Source organism: Cytobacillus sp. BC1816 (genome assembly GCF_051353635.1).
In the GTDB taxonomy this organism is placed as follows: Bacteria; Bacillota; Bacilli; order Bacillales; family Cytobacillaceae; genus Cytobacillus; species Cytobacillus oceanisediminis_C.
Window position 1 is genome coordinate 3,137,225 of the sequence record NZ_CP195611.1, and the last position, 21,550, is coordinate 3,158,774.

A 21,550-nucleotide genomic window follows, 5' to 3' on the forward strand; every position below is an offset into this window, starting at 1 on the left:
TCTGCTAGAAGTAGTCTTTCTATCTATATTTTAATATAAGAACATTCGTTCGAAAAGTAGTTTTAGTCAACTTTTCAATTATAACATAATTATTTTTCTTCGATTCATGTCAAATGGTGTAATGTTCAGCACTCATGGGTAAGATTCCAATATAAACTCAAAACCGGACGTGATTCCATGCCTGAAAAAATAACCAAAGAACAGCGATCCAATAACATGAGAGCCATCAAGTCGCAGTCAATGCTGGAAAATGCCATCACGAAGGCTCTCTGGAGGCGAGGATTTCGGTTCCGTAAAAATGCGAAAATGTACGGCAAACCGGATATCTCCATAAAGAAATATAAAATCGTCATCTTTATAGACTCATGCTTCTGGCATTGCTGCCCGATTCACGGGAATATGCCAAAATCCAATCAGGAGTATTGGACAAAAAAACTGGCTCGCAATGTCAGCCGGGATCAGGAAGTGAATCAGTATTATCAGGATAACGGCTGGAAAGTGATGCGCATCTGGGAGCATGAGTTCAAACAGGACTTCGATGCTGCAGTTGACTCTTTAGCTGAATTTATTAGAACCCATTCAGTTTTAAAGGAAAAACACCCTGAATCTTTATCAGAAGATTAGGGTGTTTTTCTGTTAAATTAAGTTTTTCAGTTCCTGGGAGCAGGTTTCTTTAAACTGTATCCAGCAAGCTTCCTGCTTCGCCCATTGCGTTACGTTCCGCTCACCAGCAGATTCTTTCAGATAGAACAAAGTCTTATCTGCAATCGTACGTACGATATCATCCCATTTATCTGAAAGTGCCTGTTCTTCCCATACACCAACCAAATCAATTTGCTCGCTGTAGAGGTGATGAAGCATTGCCACTGTATAGTAAATGACATTTGCCTTGTAGCCTCTCAGCTTCATTTCATCAACGATTTCTTTGACGCGCTGATTAATGATGGCTCTGGCAATTAATTTTTGATACACGGATAGAGTAATCTTATCCTGTGTGCTGCCGCTCCAGAAAGTCTTGTTCAGATCCATGAACTTCTTGAATGCTTCCTCTCCGCCCTTACTTGAAACGTGAGGATAGCCTTCCCAAGACATAAAGTATTTAGCCAAATCGACTTTTGTAAGGACTTTATCTTTCGGGTACTGCTTCTTGAAATCTGTCTGCTCTTTTCCTCGCTTGCGGCGGTTGATGTCCACCATATACTGGCCTCTGGCACGCTCGAAGTACCATTTACTTTCTGGCCTTCTTCCGTCTTTTGCCGGAATCCAGATATTGCGCGAGAATTTCTCCAAATCAGACATGAAGCGTGTATTGGCCAATAGATCAGATTTATTGATCTTGTTTTGCGTATTGGCATATTGTGAAATGCGGGAGATCATTTCATCTTCCAGCAGGTGCTGATCCTTCGAAACAAATTCATTAACTTGAAGGATTGTCAGTTTTGCCTGGACGTAGACATCCTTCAGGCTGATTCCGTCCTTATAAGCCTTGTGAATGGATGCTGTTGTCTGGCCGCCATTCACAATTTGCCAGCCGCTGAGACCTTTGATTTTATATTGATTCACTCCATCTTCCACAGGCTCAAAATCACCTGTGCGCGCCACGGTTGAAATGCCGTTGTTATAGGCCACAAACATTCTGCGCTGGAATGGATCTTTTAGCGTATCGCGAATGCCTTTGTTGGTTCCGCCCCTTGCCTGAAGGAAAGAACGAACATTTCGCTCGACCAGCTTTTGACCCCATTCATCATAGGCTTTAGCAAGCAATTCAGCTGAAATATAGCCAACATAGCAATCAAATTCCTTTACTCCGCTAGATGGATCCGGAACAAACATCATCTCAAATGTTTCACCGTAGTCTCTCTCAAAATCAATGTAATCGGTCTCGACAGCCTGCTCGGAAGTGATCAGCTGCTGCACCCGGTCAATATCCCAAACCTGGACATTCACAGTTTCGATGCCTGGAATCGTCATCTCTACCGGCTTATTTGAAGAATAGTACAGGTTTGTCACAACAAAGATATTGATCTCATTAATATTCTCCATCTCTTCATCTATGACTTTAGCAAGATCATAAGCTTCTAGTGAATGGTCAATGGTCTGAAGAAGAGACTTTGCATTTGTGACAAAGCGCTTAACCCGATTGGCAATTTCCGTTACAGCAGTCATATTAATAGAAAGCAGATCTTCTTCGTTCTGCTCAAAATTGTAATCGGCCACATACAGGTCTAAAACTTGGTTCTCATCATCATAAGAATAGGCGTTCACGGCAATATTTTTTGATGTATCTTTATAAGGAGGAATAAGGGTTTCCGGATCGTCAGGCCTGTCCATAAAGGAAATCATTTTCTCCAGGAATGGAACCTGATAGCTGCCCGTTTTTATTGCCTTTTCTTCCAGCTCCTCCATGAAATCGAGGAGAAATTCTTTTCTTTGTCTAGTTTCTATCATCTTTTACCCTTCCACTCTAAACATTTGATATATGGTTTCCGGATCTTTCTCATATTCCGTACAATGAGTCAGATCAATATTATAGCTTACATGAGAAATTCCCTTTGGCAGATGCTCTTTTAACAGCCGTGGAAAATCTTCCCCTGCTTCGTAAACTTCTGTTTTTTCCACAAAAAACAATGTATCGCCATATTCTTCTTCCCTAAAGCCGAGATCAGTCATTAAATCGCTGTAAATGAGAGCAATTCGTTCAGATCGTTCTGCAAGCTTGGCACGGACCTGTCCGGCCAGCTCTTGAAGACTCATGCCATGTGTCCGGCTTTGTTCAAGAAAGCAGACATATAGATAAATTGAAGAAACGGCTTCACTTAACTTAAGCTGGTTCTCATTTGATATTTTAATGGTTTTTGATAATTTATCAATCACTGTTTTGATTTCAAGCCCGCACCTGGAACCTTTGAAGTCAATCCGCCCCTTGGTCGGCCCTTCCCATTGCTCAATAATGAGAGGGGGCTGGCCTGGGTGCTTGTCCAGCCATTCATTGATAAACCATAATTCCCCAAATAGCCCACGCTGCTGTTCTTCAGAAAGCCGTTTAAATCCGCCTCGCTGAAAGAAAGTCCTCCATCTGTCAAGCACCTTATATACAGTAGAAAATAGCGACTCTTCTTTTTCAGCAACTAAATGTTCAGCAAGGTTCTGGAGGACGACATCGAAAATTTCCGGGCTTTGTTCATCCTCTTGACGGATTACAAGGAAGTAATGTTCTTTTAAGAGAAAAAGCTTTTCAAAGTATTCCACTTTGACAGACATGCCCCGCCATTTTGGAAGGGCTCTTTCCTGGCTGTCGTCCCATGCTTCCGTTCCGAGATCAATGTACAGCTGACGATGATGATTCGCAGGATCGATTCCTGCAAACATAACAGGGTTCTCGTATGTCAGGACATTCAGCTTATATACCTCACTATCGTCCTGGTTTTTAAGCTCTTGAATCATTTGTTCAAACTCTATTTTTAGGTTCAACACAGCTACTCTCCTTAAATAAAGTTATTCAGACTGTTTTATTAGTCTGGTAGACGCTTTTATCGTAGATTTCAGTTCCAGGAAAAGAGAATGCAATTCCAATCGGCACTAGTTTTGAAGAGAAGTCAACATCCAAACTTTTAAAAAGCTTCACTTCTGGATGAAGAGGATAAATTAACATTAATCCCTTTTCCTTTTCTCGTACCTTTCGTATATCTTTACGTTCTTTGAGTCCTTTAATTTTTTCATAATCAAGATCCATATATTCGTGGTTTGGAGACACAATTGCCCCAATGTCTCTGATTTGATCCTTGCACTCAGGAACAGTCACATTATTACCAAGTGCAGCTGCCGATTTCAAATTGATCTTTCCTAATTCAACAGGATACTCTGATAGTCCAGAAGCTTTTGATGGGTCCCCTTCAACTACTGCAACTGTCCAATCCGTCAGCTCTCCCTCTTTATTCACACGGTCAATATAATCGGATATTAATACAGAATTAACGATGTTGCTGTCAGCAGTCTGATATTCTGATAGAAATTCCTTAATGATGTCTGCTTTCACACCAGAAGCCGAATAAAAGTTTGTTTTTCTATAGGCCATCTTTTCTAGGGGAAGCTTGTTTGCCAGCTTTACCGCAGTATCCATATTCCCTTTTAGTACCTTTTCGCTTGGATCAAATAGCCTGGTCTGCTGAAGACTTTCTGCGTAAATAACATTAGATGTGACTGCATTTCTCATTTTCAGAGGACTGGTCAGCATCATCGTTGGATGGCTCAGCATCCTAACAGCAAATTCAGAAGGCGTTTTTTTCATAGCTGCAAGCCGGTCGAATTCCTGGCGCAGCTGAATCATAGCGATTGCCAGATGTTCAAAATTCGAAGCAATTTCAACTGACGTATATATGCGGCACAAATCCATGTAGCCCTTCCTGTAACCAAACCAGCGCCCCATCTGCATGAGTGTGTCATACATAAGCGTGTTCCGGAAGTAATAGGTAATGCTTAAGCCTTCCAGTGTTAGACCACGGGATAATTTGTCTCCGCCTACGGCTATTACATTCAGGCCATCTTCTTTATATTGATGGTAATCCAGCGCATCCCGGCTGTTTCCATTGATTTCAAATACCTGAATCGTCTCGCAGCATTTCCTCAGCTCTTCGTATACTTCATTCCAGCCGTATTCCTTGTGGTTTTCGTTAGGCCAATCCCTGCTCACAGGGAGGATGTCATTTTCATAGAGCTCCTGCAGCTCTGCTATCACAGTGCTTTCAGGATTATATTGCAGCTGTTTTGAGATGGCATCAAAAGTGCGTGAAACTTCATCTTTTACACTCGACTGCACATCCTTAAAGCGTGATGTATGAATGAGCATGGAATTATGCTTCTTTCTTTGCCCTCTCAAATTGCGGATGGCAATCACAAGAAGGAATTCAAGAATGGCTTCACGCATTTGCGGAGGCACTTCCTCAAATTTATCTGCATCCGATTTCTTTTTAATCGTCGTAAATACTTCAAGATCTTCCTGCCGCAGATGGCGGATCAAACTAGGGCGAGTGTCTTCTGCATCCTCTTCCACATTGAAATATTCTTCAGGACCGCAATATTCCTTAGGCTTTGGCAGGCCGACGAGGAAATCTTTCGGATACAAGTCATCCCCTTCCTCGTCTGTCCTTCCTTCTTTGCTGATCAGAAGATTGGCAAACGGTGTTGCCGTGTAGCCCACAAATGCTTTTCGATTAAACACTTCAAGTATCTGCCGGATTAGACGGTTAATCGTTTTCGGATCTTCATTTTTATCTGGATTGGAAGTGTCAACGGACGCCTGGTCTGCCTCGTCATCAACAATTAAGACGGGGATATCCAGATTATATAAATCACGGTGATTGATTAATTGATCTCTGAGTGACTCCAGAACCGTTTTGTTTTTCTTTACAACCATCAGGGTTGGCGAGTTCAGGTTGCTGGTTCCTCTTTGGCTGGACTTGATATCATTTACTTCTGTTGTCCATGATGAAATGATATGCTCAGCGGTATTCGCATAAATTTGGGCAACTCCAATTGGATTGCCATCCTTATCTGTCCGGTTTCCAATTACCTCTTCATTCAAACGTATCTGTGTCTGAGCTCTTAAGTCATTATGAATACCTGACAGTACAATGATCAGCTTATAGCCGACATCATAAGCTTTATTGATCAAGCCAGTAAAGTTGGCTGTTTTACCTGACTGGACATAACCCAATACAAGGCCGCGCTTATCGAATGGCTCCATGGACTTTGGATTTCCAATCGATGCCATAATCTGATTGGTTGTTTCATCAATGGCGGTAACTGCCTCAAGCGGCCAATTTTTTGCTTCGGACAGATATCTGCGGTACCTGGTCCAGAAAAATCCGCTTGCAGCCATTTTAGCCTCAAACCAGCTTTTTTCTTTCGAGTTCCTCATGACATAATCCTTGGGAACCTCCAAGCCGATTTTGTATTTCATGAACATTTCAAGAGACCATTTTTGGAATTGTGCATCATCAATAGGACCAAAACCAGATGCCAGTACTCTCGCTAATTCAAGTGCTTTTTCTGCTGCTTCCTCAGAATTTGCAGAGTGGGCTTTTAACATATAATAGTTATTCGTAAAGGCCTGTTCGAACAGGCTCTTATTATCAATTGCTGACAATCAAATTCCCCTCCGTTGTGATTGCTTTTATGGTTGCCCGGTTTAGGCCGTCAAAGGCCGGCTGCGTTAAGAGAATGTTAAACAGCTGCTCTTCATTGTCAGCCACATTCAACTTCAGCATGGAAGAAGCAAATTGGATAACCAGATCTTTCTGGCTGTCCGGTACATCCTGGACTTCTTCTTCCTGGACCTTTGGAGAATCTATAATATTGCTTGGAGACCCAAGCTGAACAAATTTAAGATACAAGTTTAATAGCTTTGCATTTTCATCATCCAGATTTTTTAGAAGTTCAGATAGGATCGGATGATTTCGGTTTAAAATAAATTGCGGGCCATCCTCGCTCCCAGACTGTTCCCATGTATTCAGGCTGCCTTTTATGGAAGGATTCCTCGGACCTGGCTGGGTCCGGAAATAGAATATATCTCTAGAAACTTTGCGCGCAATAGAGGAAATGGCCTCAAGCCTTCTTTTTGCATCTTCAGGCAAGTTAATGCCCGACTTTTTGATATCCACCTGCCAGTCTGAGTCGGCTGCATTTGGAAGATCTATTCGTACTCTGGCAAGCTGTGAAGCTGCATCTTTCGGAAACAGCCCCATCCAATCGCCAAAATAAAGAAGGCGATTCTCCCTGTATATATACAACCCCTGGTGATCACGCCAGCCTTTATAACCGCCAGCCTTTTTGTATTCCGGCTCTGTTAAATGAGATGCATGCGGCAAAATAAAGTACTGTACTTTAATTCGGTTCTCATTAATCCTAAGCATCTGCATTTCGCCTTCCATGGTATTTGGGTGATAACGCATGAAAGGATCCCATGGCAGAATTTCCTTTCCGTTAATGAACATCTCAACTTCGCTCTTTTCAAGGATGGAATGGAATACGAATTCGAGATGCCTATTAATCCGGGCAACTTTATTATAGAAACTGGTTTCTTTCAGCTTGCGCTTTCCTCCATACCCCATAAAGCGGTCAAGCTTGTCAATGCATACAATTGTTCCGCTTTCGGATTCAATTTCACCCATTTTAGACCTGACTTCTGCAGGAATTTTGGTATACAGCTGCCACTCATTGCATTCAGATACATGATCCAGGTCCCAGCATCTCTCGTTATAAACTCCATCTTTTTTGGATAGCACACTTAACCGTTTCCCCAGCGAAAAAGATGCAGTTTTTAAACCCATACCAAAACGTCCGAGTTCATTTGCTCCCCTTTTTGCTCTCGGATCCTTGGATCCAATATTCATGGCAGTCTGGAGCATCTCTTCATCCATGCCAGTGCCATTATCAGAAATTGTGATCATCCCATCACTCTCGCCATAGGCAAAATTAATATGTATTTTAACTGCCCTGGCATCCAGGCTATTATCAACTAAATCAGCAATCGCTGTACTTGCATTATATCCAATCGAACGAAGCGCTTGAATAACAGGCGCCGCAGAAGGTCTCGTCAGTACGGTTTCCATTCGAATAACTCCGTTTCATTACTAGGTTTGTAACAATTATAACAAAAATTTAATATATAAATAGGTAGAGATGGGGATTTACTTATATTTACAGAATGTTAATTACTTAAAACAAAGACCTTTTTTTATAAAGGATATCAAATAACCCTTTCGAAAAAAGTAAAAGGTTAAAGTATATTGATAATATATGCATAAAAAAAGACAGAAAAATTCTGTCTTAATCAAATCCATTATTGTTTAGTTATTTAAGAACGGGAGAGTAAAGTACTTCATCACTTCTTTAGAAAAGGAAGACAAGTGCTCTTCTTTAGAGATAGATTGTATTGTAGCAAATAAATATCTAGAGTTCTTTTGACGAGTTGTACCGGAAAGAAATACCGAAGTCTTCTTCATGACCACTAAGGATCCTTCTAAAGTCTTCTTTTGCTTTATTTAATATTTGTTCACGATGGACGATAAAAAGCATTCGTTTTGGAGCAAACCTTCGTACATCAAATGCAGACAAATATGTTTTACCTGGGCCAGTTGCAGATATAATTAATCCTTTGTGCTTGCCTTCATCTCTTAAAGTTTGAATTTGTTCTAAGGCAGCCTGCTGCATTTTATTTGGAACGATTTTAAGTTCATCCTCAATAGCATTGCCAGCATATTGAGAAGAAGCTTCTCCAATTCGATCAATAACCTTACTGTTCACGAAAGGCGTATATAGTTCCTCATAGCAATTATTCATATGCTCAATTTTAGAACTTGCTAAGGAATCTGCAAGTCTGAAAACTATGAACTTCAGTTTGGAAATCTAATTAAGAATGTTACACTAATTTTCACCTTGCTCTTCCATAAACCACATATTACCTTCAATTCCTGTATCAGAAAGAGTATAGATACCACTATAAACAAGTCGACCAATGAATCTGTTAGCCATACTTGTAAAAAGTTGTTTTTCTCCTCCGATGAGCCATATCAATTTGAGGTTATTTTCTTCTAACCACTCAATTAATAGTTCAGATCTTACTAGTGCATATGAAGGTCCTTTTTCTTTATTGCTTGGATCTAAAAATGCATTAGTTCCATTTGTATCAACCCATTCTCCATACTCATACTGTTTTAATCTAAGACCAAGTTCGCTTATTAGATATTTACTTGGTAGGTTAAATGAGATTGATTCATTTAATGACTTATCAGTGCTTCCAGACTCCCATTCATAAGTATTTGTGGGAATATGATATTTAACTTTTATTAAGTCATGCCAGTTAGCTTCGGACTTTGGATTAATCCAATCGATCAATTCTTCATAACATGGATGCCAAGGATATTCTTTTAAGAATTTTTGATGTCCTGTTGAACTCGGGCTTATAACATGCGGGTCACACAGGTTTTTCCCTGCAAGCTCCTTTCTAAGACTATCCACGTCATTTTTATCTACAATACAGGTATTTATTCTATACCAACCGTCCTGGGTAGGTATTATATTTTCGTTCTGTTCAGGTTTCTTACTCCATTTAGAAAAACCCCGGAGAACCACCCACTTATTATCGTCATATGGGTTTTTAACTTCAATTAAATTTTCAAATGAAGGAACTATTGTTCTATCCCAAAGCCATGATTTCTGGTGTTCTAAATTATCCTCAACAAATGGAAACGTAAAAGGTTGCCACCATGTATGTTCAAATTCATCCCATCCTGAGTCTCCTGTTTCCCGTAGCCACAAAGTTGGATCCAAATCTCTTAGATGGATTTGCCAAGGTCCTCTAAACTCTGAATCATCAATATCACTATAACAACGGTCAATCCAGTACAAATTATCAGACATATATGCTAACAGTTCATGAAAAGCAATCCATTGATATTTCTTTCCTATTCGTTCAATCCTGGATGGTGACCTATCATAATTTTGGGTATAAATTCTCTCAAAAGATGCAAATAATGATGATTTCCATCCTAACTCATGGGCTCTTTTACAAACCCACCTTTGAGCCCACTTTCGACTGAACTTTGCTGGTTTATCATTGATGCCTTGACCACAAACCCATCTAAAATATTCTTTTTGATTATCGTCTAAAGTAGCTTTTACTTCTTCTTTTAGAACTTCCCACTCATCTACTACTTCTTCCTTATCATCATTATAATTCTCTCCCATGGATTTTATTGTTTCTAAAAAATCACTTATATTAAAGTGCTCAGTTCTAGAATTATCTGATTTTTTCTTAATTATAGCGATATATCTACTTTTCAAATCATCAGGTAATGTATTAGCTAATTTGAGATGTATCTCGTAAGAACTTTCAGGCTTTCTTTCACTTAATGGGGTTGGAGACCAATTATGAACACAGCCCATAACATACTTTCCAAAGTCACCTAATATCCCACTGACTGATCTTAGTATTGCAGAAGAGGAATCATCACCGATTGAGTTACTTATTTCCTCTTGGGATGGATTATTAATTGGCCACTCACTGTTATAAGGAGGTCTAAAATCTTCCGTGCTAATTGCTTCAGGAAGCATTCCTTTATAAAAAGCTAGTTCCAACACACCTCTTGCGTAGTCCCGAATTAGAATATGTGGATATGGTTTTTCATCCCTAAATACATACTCAAAAACAATCTGGGCTAGTTCTTTTATTTCTTTTTCATTATCAATATTACAAACCCCACCAAAAATAGCAGCGAACAACCTCTCTACTAAATAGGGATCATCAATATTATTATACTCTCTTATAAGATTTTGTATTAATTGTGGTGCAAACGAGAGTATCTTTGCCAAGGATTTTGTTGATTGATCACGAACTCTTCTGTTAGTGGTAGTTGTCATCCATAATAATGTAATAGCTGTTAGACGTAACCTTTCAGTCTCTACCTCATTTAAGTTTGCCAATAGAGACCAGTCTATTATAGTTCTAACTGCCGATTCAGCTTGATCCTCGTCCTCTTCCCAATCACTAACAGCAATATGCGTAGACCAAAATGCATCACGTTCAGCTAACTTCATACGCCTAAGATTTCTATCCAGAAAATCTGCATTCCACGGATGCTCTGGTTCTGTTGATAAGGATAATAGCTTATCGATAGACTTTTTATAGGCACCATTACTGTTTATCTTGTTTAGAAGCTCAGTAGTTCTTTTGGTAAATGATTCTTTTGCCCGCCATTGTAAAACGTCGGTAAAAGAAGTAGAAAATAACCAATTATAGTAAGTGAAGTCTTCTGGAATGAAATCGATGAATTCCATTTTAAACTTCTCTGGAAATCCTATTCCAATTGCTTCAATTAGACCTGACTTACTAAGCCCCTTGTTAATCAATTTACCAATCGAACCATCTTCTTTAAAGTGACTTGCGATATCTTCCTGGTTGATCTGGCTAATAATATATTGGGCAATGGAATGATCACTAAATCTTTCGTATGTAAACCTCACTACTTCTTTTACACGCTTTGAATCATGTTCTGTGATTATATCTAACGATAGTAATCCTTCATCTATTAACAACGAGATTAATGTGTCTCCATGGTGAGGATTGGTATCATGTTCATTTACTACCTTAGTTGCTTGTGGAACTGTTATACCAAACAAGTTATCAGGATAAAGTAATTGGATGAACTCGTTCAATGCATTTTGTACTACTCTTTGCCCGGGTAAATATTTCTTTTTCCTTGTTATGATTTTATCTACACTCTCTAAATAAAAATCAAAGAGCTTGCTTTGCCCATATAACCCCTTTGGAAAAGATGTGTAACCATTTAATTTTATTGCCTTGCAGCAAGTTTTTAAGAATAGTGGATTACTAAATTCAGGTGAAGTAATTGGGACACTTGGCTTTGATATACCTTGATTAGCCAAATACTTCATGGCTGCTCTATGTTCAAAACCTCTGAAACCTGGATGATAAACACTGGTAAGAATGTCTTCTGTTAGTTCAGGAAGGATGTAATCTACATATGTACTACGGCAACTCAATATTATTGATAGATGGTGATAATTTGCAATTTCTGATAGAAATGAAGAAATATGATCCATCCATTCATCCCTGTAATTACCTTCATTAATTGCATCTATAATTATTAATGTTCTAGTATTCTTAGCTTCACCAGCTGCATCTAGTGCACCCAAAACTTTGCTATAAGACACCCCCCGAATATCTAATTGATCTAATATAAAGTTTAGAGGATTACCTCCAGAGTAACGTTGACCTAGCAAAAAGAGTGTTGGTAAAGACGCATCCAATCTTTTAAGAGCAATATCACACAACAAATGAGACTTTCCTATACCAGCTTCGCCTAGAAGGACTGCAGCCTTACTCATCATAGCTTGTACAGCTTTTCCAAATAAGAATGTTTTTATTTCATCTAATTTATCCTTTAATTGACGGAAAGTACTGTTAAAGTCCCTCCACTGCTTTTTTAATTTTGTATCCGTTTCATTTTCCAATATGTTCAAGATAGTAGTATTACACGTATCCAGTAACACTTCTATGGTGGAATATATACTTTGGAGACTTTTAAAGTTATTTAAAGGAGTCTCGTGTTCTATTAAAATAAGGAACTCATTACTTAAATTTTCTAGTTCCTTATATAAATCAGTCCAACAGGTTTCTTTTTTCTTAAAATTATTATTTGCAAAGAACTCTGTATCAAGTTTTTTAATTTGATTCACAATTATAATTCTTTTTTCTCTTAATCGCTTTTTCCACTCTGGAGTTAGACCTAATCCATCAAATTGTTCAGCTATGGGTAAGTCTAAATGATTTTCTGGGGTAAATCGCTCTCCTAAGGATGTCCTCGAATTTAAGGCAATATTTTTGAGTAACTGTGGTTGAATAACAGGTTCATTAAACCAATATAATGCTCTGCCAGCGAATTGTGGATCATCGGTTTGAAGCATTAGACTAATATCATGCTTACACCAATATAAAAACTCAACAGCCATTCCTTTTGACTCAGCTAACAGTGTCCATTTCTTAACGAGTTCTTCCCACTTCATCCAGGCTGAATGAACAGGTTTTCCAGACTTTGATACCTTTCTACTGTCTGTCCAATCTCTAGGTAGACAAACATAGTATTTTGTTAATTGTGGATGTTTTTCTAGCGCAGTCGCTACAGATTTAGAAATCTGATTCCATTGCTCATCTTCCAATCTATTTGGAAAATATTTTGCTTGCCATGCATGCTCTGTTCCGTAGAGGAGCTTCCAATAACATTCAACACCTGCATCTCCTCCAGCTCCCTCTTTTCTAACAAAATAATTAGCATCTTTAGGTTTTTTTAAATGTGCAAGTTGACAGATAAGCTCTTCAAATCCGTTATCTTGACTTCCATCAAAACTTCTTATTTTAGTAAAATCTAAATTTAACAAAATAGGGTTCCCTCCTCCTATAAAAATGTGTACTAGTCCGCACTTCAAATAAATATTTACTGGATAACTTCAAATATATCTTCATATTAACAAAATTTTACTTAATTTGGAGGGAGGTAAAATGAATAAATATAGATACTTTTCAAATTGTTGATTCTAAGTAGATCAAATGGATAGAAGCATTTATTAATATATAATAAGGGGCTGCTGCTAAATAAATGGTTTTGATATATTTAAATGGGGATGCCGCTGATTGGGCTTCCCTATAGAACAAACAAGTGTTTCATTAATAATAGTTTCAGCTATTTCAATAATTCTCAATAAATTTAGGGATGGAAATTTCCATCCCTTATTCTCCATTTATTTAAAAAAATGAGTGAACCTTAGTATCCCAGGCATTCGTAATACCAAATTTAGATTCATGTTCTCCGTAGCAGATATTCCTTTTATTTTCCATTCATTACTCTCCTTGCAACATATTATGATAACAATTTACTTACGATAGTAATAGCCACACTTCCTTTATAGAAGAATGGCTATTAAGGTAATAGCTTATTTAGTTAACCTGTCCTTAATTTAATATGCTGCCTTTCTAAAATCTAAAAGATGGGACTTTAACTACCTTATGATTACCATTTAGATATACCTTGGGAAGTTATTGTTTCAAAGGATAATGCAATTCCAGCTAATGAAGTTATAAAAATGGGATACAACCTACCTGTAAGGACTGTTTTTGCTTGGCTACTAAATTTGTACAGTTAGGCTATTAAGATCAAAAAAATCAGGTCTACCCACTTCTAAACTCAGAAGCGCTTTTTCCTTTAAGTCATTCTCCTAAGAAGCTTATATAGTTGTAGAATGTGAACTTAAAGAATATTGACCTTTGATGTTAAATACTAACCTTTAGTGAAACTTGTGAAGACATTCTAAACAACAATGCAAAAATGGCAAGATTATTAGCAATTTGCTAAATTTCCCTAATGATCTGCCTTCCAAAAACATGAATTAAATTAATAGATTTTACTAAAATAAAATTATTTTTTATCAAAAAACACTCTAAATTTTGCGCCTGTTTCTTGGATAGCTTCCCAGGTTGACATTAATATATAATCTATTTGTATTACCTCTGGTTTTTGATTAATTCCTTTACTCTTCTCTTTCTTATACTCTTCAATAGAGAACATATTACCTAGCAATGCCCAAACGAATGTTTCTGATTCGGGTTTTCTAGAAATGTCTTTAATTTTATCCCAAATTTGTTTAGATGTTAAATTTTCTTCATTAATAATTAATCTATCTTTTGATATACAATAACTTTCATTTTCCCATTTGCCATCCCATTTATTAACGTCTTTGGGTTCCCTTATGCTTAATGGATGGGTATAATCAAGGTTTTTAGTAATCTGACCACAGATATCTTGGAAGGCCGACGCTGATAATTTACTATCTCCTGCCTTACAATGAATAAAATATACCTTGTTATCTTTTTCATTTAACCCAATAAAATCAGCAATTTCTTTATTCAAATCTGTACAAATTAAGTAATTTAAAGACTTGAGTTCTTCTTTTAGTAATTCAGATTCCTTACAATCATCATCCAAGGTTAGACCTTGACTTGATACTAAGCGAAATAATGAATCATCATCCCAGTCATATTTCACAATTTTATTCCTTAATTTTTTCTTTACAACTTCTCCTTTTTCATTAGCTATAGATCCTGTCTTCATAGTGTATTCAATTAATATAGGCTGCAATCTTTGGTCATTAAATTCAATATTAAGTTGATAAAAGTAAAATTGATTGTAAACGTATTGAGTATCCTGTGTTATGATTTGAAATTTTTGCGTTTTATTTAAAAATTCGAATAAGTTAACCTTTTCTTTCCTATGTAGAATATCTAAATTAACTTTTTCATCTGGAATTAATCTATAAATATTATTTTCTTTATCAAAGTCTATCTTTACCAAGACAGTATTTTCATCAAAATTAAAATTAAACGTTTGTTCTTCATTTACTCTAAATGTTAGATTTTGTATTATTGGTATTTTACCTGATGGAGTATGTAAAAAGTCTCTAAGTGGTGCTATATCAAGCAGGACACTAACAGCATTTTTATTTTTTGGAACTTTTGTTACGGGGGCAAACCTTTTAAACACATGAGACTTTGGCTTAGTATTAATGAAACTTTCCTTAATAAATTTTAGCCAATTAAAATATTGGCTTAATGAGAATAATTCTGAGGAGTCTGACACCCGTGAATTATTGAAACCAACGTATCTGGTTCTGTTATGATTATCATGACCCTTGGCAGTACCTTGGATAGTTGTACAAAACTTGTATTTATCAGTTATAGAAGGAGCAATAGCATTTATATCCTCTGTGTTTATAGTTTGCCTTCTAATATTATTGTTAGCTATAATACCATTTTTTATCGTTAATTCTTTAAACATACTATCTTCATCATAAAGTTTTTCTAAATTTTCTGGAGAAATTCTTTTAAAGCTTAAAAAAATTTCCTCTACAATTAAATTGTTACTATCATAATGAAAAAGATAGTCTCCTTCTAGCTTAATTATTGTAATACCTAATTTTGTTTCCAAGAAAAAATTTCTCATTAATATTGGAGAATTTTTATATAAAGCATATACTAAAACAAGTTTCTGAGTTTTTGGTTCAGATATTTCGTATATTATTTTCCCTGCATGGTTTTCAATTAAATTTAACTTTGTAATTTCAGTAATATTTTTAAAAAAAGTATCTTCAATTTTTCCTTTACTAACAAAAACGTTAGTTTTTAAGGGGATTCTAAAATCATTCATATACTCTTCTAAGTTTTCAGATTTTAGAAAGTTAACTTTTGTTAAAAATCTTTTGTCAGTATGCATTACTGGAGGAAGAATTTCAATGACTTTATTGAAATATTCATCGAAATTAAAGTCGATTATACTAGGATTATTCTCTAGTCTTTTTTCATAATATAGATATTCTTGATACAACTTTTTTTGATCGATGATATCTTCCTTATATATTACTAAACTCTCAGATAAATCATCATTTTTCCTAATGACCCTTCCAACTTGCTGAACTAATGACCTCACATCCCTAAAAGAGGAGTATATACAGAGAACTGAAAATTGATTATTATCAATTCCTTCAATTACCTTGTTTTGATGTATCCAAATTATTTCATTAATTTCAGCTGAATCAGGAACATTTTTATAATTACCGAGGTCCTCTTCTTTATTAAAATTATCATGGATAGCAATTGATTCCTCTGAATATTTTTCAATTAGTTTTTTTTTTATTTCTTTAATATCATCACTTTTCTCTACTCTAAAGATTACTTTAATATCAGGGTTTCCATTTTCAATCCTAAAAACTTTGATTTTTTCTAGCGATTTATCAATAAAGCTTTCAATATCATAACAATCCACCTTACAAAACTTAGCTTCTCTAATATGCTTATCTCTAACTGCGCTTTGAATTGAATAATTATAAAAATATTTTCTATCAAATATAAAACCTTTGTTGTCATTTCTAATGGGTGTAGCAGAAAATAAAATTACTTTTTTATTTAGATTCCGTATAGTTTCTCTCCAACCACTTGCTGGCTCCCTGTGACCTTCATCAAAAATAATAAGGTCAATTTTGTTTTTTATCGTTTCATAGGTTTCTTTAGTTTTTTTTATATCATCTATCGCTTTCATTGTAGCCACAAGAATAATATTCTCTTTATCTTTTTTTTCATTAGCATTACTTTTATACAGTCTTTCAACCGCTTTAAATTTTTGATTAATATTTAGTTTATTCTTAAGGTCAGTTTTTAATTCTTTGTGCAGCTGCCTTGTAACAGCATCCGAAGGGGAGATTACAAGTATATTTTTATATTTTTTGTAGAAGTTTGATACATAACCTATTATTACTGTTTTTCCTGTTCCAGTAGGCATTTTTATTAAACACTGCTTTTGAGATTTTGATTTCAAATAACTATCAACTATTTGCACTGCATCCTGTTGATAGGAGTATAGCTTTTCATAATATAATTGATGTTCTTCATTCTTCAAGAATAATCACCTATTTTTGTGTTAATTGTCCTTTTTAGTTCTTTTCCTTATTTATCGTATTGCTACCTAACTCCACCTATATTTTTAGACATTGAGTTCGGATAGCTGCTAAAGGCAATCAAACTATTTTTTTATATTATTTTCATCAGGGAAAAAGTCATTTGGGCATTATTTAACAAAATTCCCCGAATCCAATAAATACGTCTTTGCAGTGTTTCACTGTGAAGATCGAGTTTCAATTTTTCATTTTCACACCCTAGATCCGCACATTCTTAAATTAATTTCTTTTTTAAGCATCAGAGTTTTGATTTATAGACTAAACAATCAGCAACACAAAGATAAATTTCATTTATAGGTTTGCTCATTGAGATTCTCCACTCTTTACTACTAATCCCTCTTTTAATCTATAAACATATCTTTCATTCTGAATATAGTCTATTAGTTCTTTATACTCATCACCCTCTAATGAATGGTAATGCCGTGGATTTGAGGTATAATCATAAGGATGCCAGGTATATAGTGTTTTATTAACATTAAAAATTTCTTGAATAAACTCTTTTCCAGAAACTATTCGATCAATAGATCCTTTTTTCAACTTAATTCCAACAGGAGAAAGGTTAAACTCATCTACTTTTTCCAATAGATAAACAATGGATTTTAACTGATACCTAGATTTCCAATAACTCCAATCCCCATATTCAGTAATAGGATAATATAATGAAAGATTACTTCCATTGACTTCTTTACAAAATTCCACAATGATTCCTACTGGCTGTTCGTCAGCACTTTTGTAGTTTAAATTACTTTCTCGTATGAATATAATTTGAATAAATTCAACCTTATCTCTCAGTGCTATTACCTGTTTGCAGAAGCTCACTACCCGTTTATAAAAATATCGAGAAGGAAAAATTTTCTCTGTCTTTCCGTACATCCACTCTATTTGAACACCAAAAGTCTTAGCAGTCCATTCCAAAAGTTCTGCATTTAAAACATTAATAATTGAATTCTTATCCTTGAAGTCTGAAATCTTCAAGTCAAATTCTTTGTCAACAAAAGAGTAAATTTGATTAATAGAAATACCATGAATGGTATAGACTTTAAGAAATCGGTCAACTAGTATGGAAATTTCATCAAAAGTGGAATCCTGATTTTCCCTACCGACCATAGTGGATTTCTCAGTATTTTCTAGGATTACTTCGCTGTTTCGCTTAAAATTGATTTTTACTTCTCTTTTCTTCCTTACTTTAGTCAACATGGTTAATACTACCGTAATTACCAATGTCATTAAAGCGGGGATAAAGCCGGAAAAAGCATCTGTATTTTTCATTTCTTCTATTAAATAGTCTTTTATTATTGTAAAATAATCCACTTACATCTTCCTTTTTAATAACACAATTTTATACCATATTATACCACACACAGCTATAGCCACGCTTATATAACTATATCTTAAGATATGTATCATAAAACAAAAAGTATATATTTGCACAGTAGTTATTTTTTAACTCTAGATCTATAAAAAAGTAATAGTTATTGTTTAGTTTGCTCATTAACTAACTTCCGCATTTAGGTTGCCTTAATAGTAAATCAAAGAGATTTGTTTAAATAACATGAAAACAAAGTCCCACAAAAATTTTTGTGATGCTAGGAGCCTGCCACACAACCATTAAATCAATAAATTTCAATTAAAAAACCGCGCAGTATTCTCACTGTGCGGATGATGCCCCATTTTTTTATGAAAACCGTGTGTTTAAAGATGTTTATATGGGGATGACTGTTGAATCCATTGCAGGCAACTTCATTTATATAATTTATTGATCATTTAGAAACCGCCCCAGCCTCAACCAGCAAATCTACAAGATGAACAGCTCTTACACTCTTCTCCATCCCTTCCCTTTGAATACCTAATTTCATTTGCAGCAGGCAGCCCGGATTTGAAGTTACAATTATAGATGCATTTGTGTTTCTTGCATTTTTCATTTTAATATCCAATATCTCCATCGAATCCTCGTAGTTAACAATATTATAGATGCCAGCCGATCCACAGCACCGTTCCTTGTCCTTCATTTCACGGTACCCTTTGCTTTTTACTTGCTTTAATAAAGATAATGGCTCATCTTTTACCTTTTGAACATTGATCATATGACAGGATGGCTGAAAGGTTATTGTTCCATTCACTTCCTTTGTAAAGCTCAAACCATCTAATTCAGATAGCACCTGTGAAACATCTCTTACCTTATAAGAAAAGGCTTGTGCACGGCTTTCCCACTCGATGTCGCCCTTAAAAAGTTCACCATATTCCAAAAGAGTCGCGCCGCATCCTCCAGCATTGTTAACGATATAGTCTGCTTTTTCGCTTTCAAATGTCTCTATATTTCTTTTGGCAAGAACTTTAGCGTCCGCTATTTTTCCGGCATGGGCATGCAGTGCTCCACAGCACGTCTGATTTACAGGAATAAGTACGTCAGCTCCTGCCTTGGTCAGCAGGTCGATTGTGTTTCGATTCGTCTCATAGAAGATGGCATCCATTACACAGCCGGTAATAAATCCAACAGTAACTTTCCTGGAACCAATGGCTTTGAAGAGGCGAGCCCTGTTTTTCCGTTCTGCGGGAGATGGAAGGTCAGGGAGAACGGACTCAAATTTCCCCAGATGAAGAGGGGCATATTGGGTTATACCTGTTCTTTGTGCCATTTTTTGCAGCCCGGACTTTTGATAAAACCATGAAAGATTTCCAAAGGTAGTCATCCATCGCTTCGATGGAAACATTTGATCAAAAATCAATGATTCACTTATTTTTTGCGCTCTCGATTTTTCCTCTGCAAATTCTAGAACTTCTTTTGCTCCTTCTAAAATCTTCCCATACTGAACACTGGTGGGACAGGCTGTTTCGCAGGCTCGGCATCCCAGGCATTTTTCAATGGGTTCCCGCAAATCCTCTGCCTTGATTTTGTCTTCTGCCAGCATTTTGACAAGATTAATCCTGCCACGCGGCGAATGCACCTCGCTCTTCATCGTTTCGTAAGTGGGGCAAACCGGCAGGCAATATCCGCATTGGACACAATTAAACGTCTCATTATAATGTAATCTGTCTTTTAGACCGGCTCCTGTACTCATTCCCTAAGCACCAGCTTCTGGCCTTCTTCAGGAAAGATTTTACCGGGATTTAAGATGTTATTCGGGTCCCATATTTGTTTAATTCGTTTCATCATATCAAGTCCGGCTGCACCCAATTCCATTTCCATAAAAGGGGCTTTCAATGTGCCAATTCCATGTTCACCGGAGAGTGTCCCTCCCAGTTCAACAGCAGCTCTAAAGATTTCTTCTACTGCTTTTTCAACACGTATCATTTCCTCCGTATCCCTTTTATCACAAATTATATTTGGATGAAGGTTTCCGTCACCCGCATGTCCAAACACGACTAGATGAATATCATATTTCTCCCGGATTTCTTTTAGTTTTTGGAACATATCGGGTATCTTGCTGCGGGGTACTGTTGCATCTTCAGATACTTTCGTTGGTTTTATTTTTACAATAGCCGGGGAAACCAGCTTTCTTGCTCTCCAGTAACTCTGTGCTTCTTCCTGATTTTCTGCAATTTTCACTTTCACAGATTCAAAATCTGTAAAAATCTCTTCTATTGTTTTCATTTCTTCTTCAATAGCCAGAGGGTGGCCATCGAGTTCTATTAAGAGTATGGCTTCTGCCTCAATAGGGAGCCCCAGCGGCTGATAGTTCTCCACAGCTATTATGGAGGACTGATCCATTATTTCCATTTTGGCCGGAAGGATTCCGGAAGTTAATATTTTCGAAATCGCTTGTCCTGACTGGACAAGATCATCAAAGACAGCCATCATGGTCTTTGATGCTGGTGGCTTTGGCACTAATTTCAGTGTTGCTTCCGTAATGATGCCAAGCGTGCCTTCCGATCCAACGATCAATTTTGTTAAGTCATATCCAGTTACATTTTTAATAGTCTTTCCACCTGTTTTGATAATTTCTCCCTCAGGTGTTACCACTTCCAAACCAATAACATAATCCTTCGTTACCCCATATTTTAAGCCCCTTGGTCCGCCGGAGTTTTCCGCTAAATTCCCTCCTATCGTTGATACATGGGCACTGCTTGGATCAGGGGGGTACATGAGTCCAAACTTTTCTGCTTCCTGATTGATGTTCGCTGTCAGTACACCTGGTGATACGACAGCCACCAAATCATCCGGGTAAATTTTCAAATCACCATTCCATTGGGACATATCTAAAACCATTCCCCCCTTAACAGGGAGAGGACCTCCGCTTAAGGAAGTCCCCTGACCTCTGGGGTATACCGGTATGTTAAATGTATTGGCCAGCTTCAGAAGTGAAGAGATCTCCTCCTTATTTTTCACCTGGATGACCACTTCAGGAAGATAGCTGCCGAATGAAGCATCATAACTATAACTATATCGATCAGCCAAACTCGTTAATATTTGGTCTGAAGGTATTATGCTTCTTATTTCCTCCATTAATAATTCCATTCTGATGGCCCCTTT

General features: G+C 36.7%; 10 protein-coding genes and 1 pseudogene. 1 reads left to right on the forward strand and 10 read right to left on the reverse strand.

The window, feature by feature from the left end; genetic code table 11:
• The first annotated feature begins 177 nt into the window (after positions 1 to 177).
• Entirely contained in the window at positions 178 to 624 is a 447-nt protein-coding gene (locus tag ACR42H_RS15960) for a very short patch repair endonuclease (RefSeq protein WP_436371787.1), read from the forward strand.
• Positions 625 to 636: 12 nt separating this feature from the next.
• Here the strand turns inward: ACR42H_RS15960 and ACR42H_RS15965 are convergent, their stop codons facing one another.
• From ACR42H_RS15965 to ACR42H_RS16010, 10 genes and pseudogenes are all read right to left on the reverse strand, one after another.
• Positions 637 to 2,448: an AIPR family protein gene (locus tag ACR42H_RS15965; protein WP_436371789.1), complete on the reverse strand. Its 1,812-nt coding sequence runs from the start codon at positions 2,446 to 2,448 to the stop codon at positions 637 to 639.
• Between the two features lie 3 nt (positions 2,449 to 2,451).
• Positions 2,452 to 3,474, reverse strand: coding sequence for a PD-(D/E)XK motif protein (locus tag ACR42H_RS15970; protein WP_436371790.1), 1,023 nt, complete (start codon positions 3,472 to 3,474; stop codon positions 2,452 to 2,454).
• A gap of 25 nt (positions 3,475 to 3,499) precedes the next feature.
• Complete coding sequence (locus ACR42H_RS15975; RefSeq protein WP_436371792.1) at positions 3,500 to 6,145, reverse strand: Z1 domain-containing protein; 2,646 nt, start codon at positions 6,143 to 6,145, stop codon at positions 3,500 to 3,502.
• Entirely contained in the window at positions 6,132 to 7,610 is a 1,479-nt protein-coding gene (locus ACR42H_RS15980; protein WP_436371794.1) for an ATP-binding protein, read from the reverse strand. The genes ACR42H_RS15975 and ACR42H_RS15980 overlap by 14 nt, the downstream gene beginning before the upstream one ends.
• A gap of 255 nt (positions 7,611 to 7,865) precedes the next feature.
• Positions 7,866 to 8,346 (reverse strand): annotated as a pseudogene (locus ACR42H_RS15985) (DEAD/DEAH box helicase family protein); the annotation flags it as partial.
• A gap of 78 nt (positions 8,347 to 8,424) precedes the next feature.
• Positions 8,425 to 12,957 (reverse strand): AVAST type 2 anti-phage system protein Avs2, encoded by a 4,533-nt coding sequence (gene avs2, locus ACR42H_RS15990; RefSeq protein ID WP_436371796.1) that lies wholly within the window; start codon positions 12,955 to 12,957, stop codon positions 8,425 to 8,427.
• A gap of 1,034 nt (positions 12,958 to 13,991) precedes the next feature.
• On the reverse strand, positions 13,992 to 17,021 hold the full coding sequence (locus tag ACR42H_RS15995) for a DEAD/DEAH box helicase (RefSeq protein WP_436371798.1): 3,030 nt from the start codon (positions 17,019 to 17,021) through the stop codon (positions 13,992 to 13,994).
• A gap of 361 nt (positions 17,022 to 17,382) precedes the next feature.
• The gene (locus ACR42H_RS16000) at positions 17,383 to 18,390 is read right to left on the reverse strand and encodes a hypothetical protein (protein WP_436371800.1); all 1,008 of its coding nucleotides are present in this window, start codon (positions 18,388 to 18,390) and stop codon (positions 17,383 to 17,385) included.
• A 449-nt stretch (positions 18,391 to 18,839) separates the two neighbouring features.
• On the reverse strand, positions 18,840 to 20,138 hold the full coding sequence (locus tag ACR42H_RS16005; protein ID WP_436371802.1) for a (Fe-S)-binding protein: 1,299 nt from the start codon (positions 20,136 to 20,138) through the stop codon (positions 18,840 to 18,842).
• Positions 20,135 to 21,535 carry an FAD-binding oxidoreductase gene (locus ACR42H_RS16010; RefSeq protein WP_436371804.1) on the reverse strand — a complete coding sequence of 467 codons (1,401 nt, stop codon included), beginning with the start codon at positions 21,533 to 21,535 and terminating at the stop codon, positions 20,135 to 20,137. The genes ACR42H_RS16005 and ACR42H_RS16010 overlap by 4 nt, the downstream gene beginning before the upstream one ends.
• Positions 21,536 to 21,550 lie beyond the last annotated feature (15 nt).

What these genes read in the sequence shown, in the direction of transcription:
- ACR42H_RS15965 (WP_436371789.1), bottom strand. Translation starts at nt 2,448, where the DNA reads ATGATAGAAACTAGACAAAGAAAAGAATTTCTCCTCGATTTCATGGAG.
- ACR42H_RS16005 (WP_436371802.1), bottom strand. Translation starts at nt 20,138, where the DNA reads ATGAGTACAGGAGCCGGTCTAAAAGACAGATTACATTATAATGAGACG.
- ACR42H_RS16010 (WP_436371804.1), bottom strand. Translation starts at nt 21,535, where the DNA reads ATGGAATTATTAATGGAGGAAATAAGAAGCATAATACCTTCAGACCAA.
- ACR42H_RS15980 (WP_436371794.1), bottom strand. Translation starts at nt 7,610, where the DNA reads ATGGAAACCGTACTGACGAGACCTTCTGCGGCGCCTGTTATTCAAGCG.
- ACR42H_RS15960 (WP_436371787.1), top strand. Translation starts at nt 178, where the DNA reads ATGCCTGAAAAAATAACCAAAGAACAGCGATCCAATAACATGAGAGCC.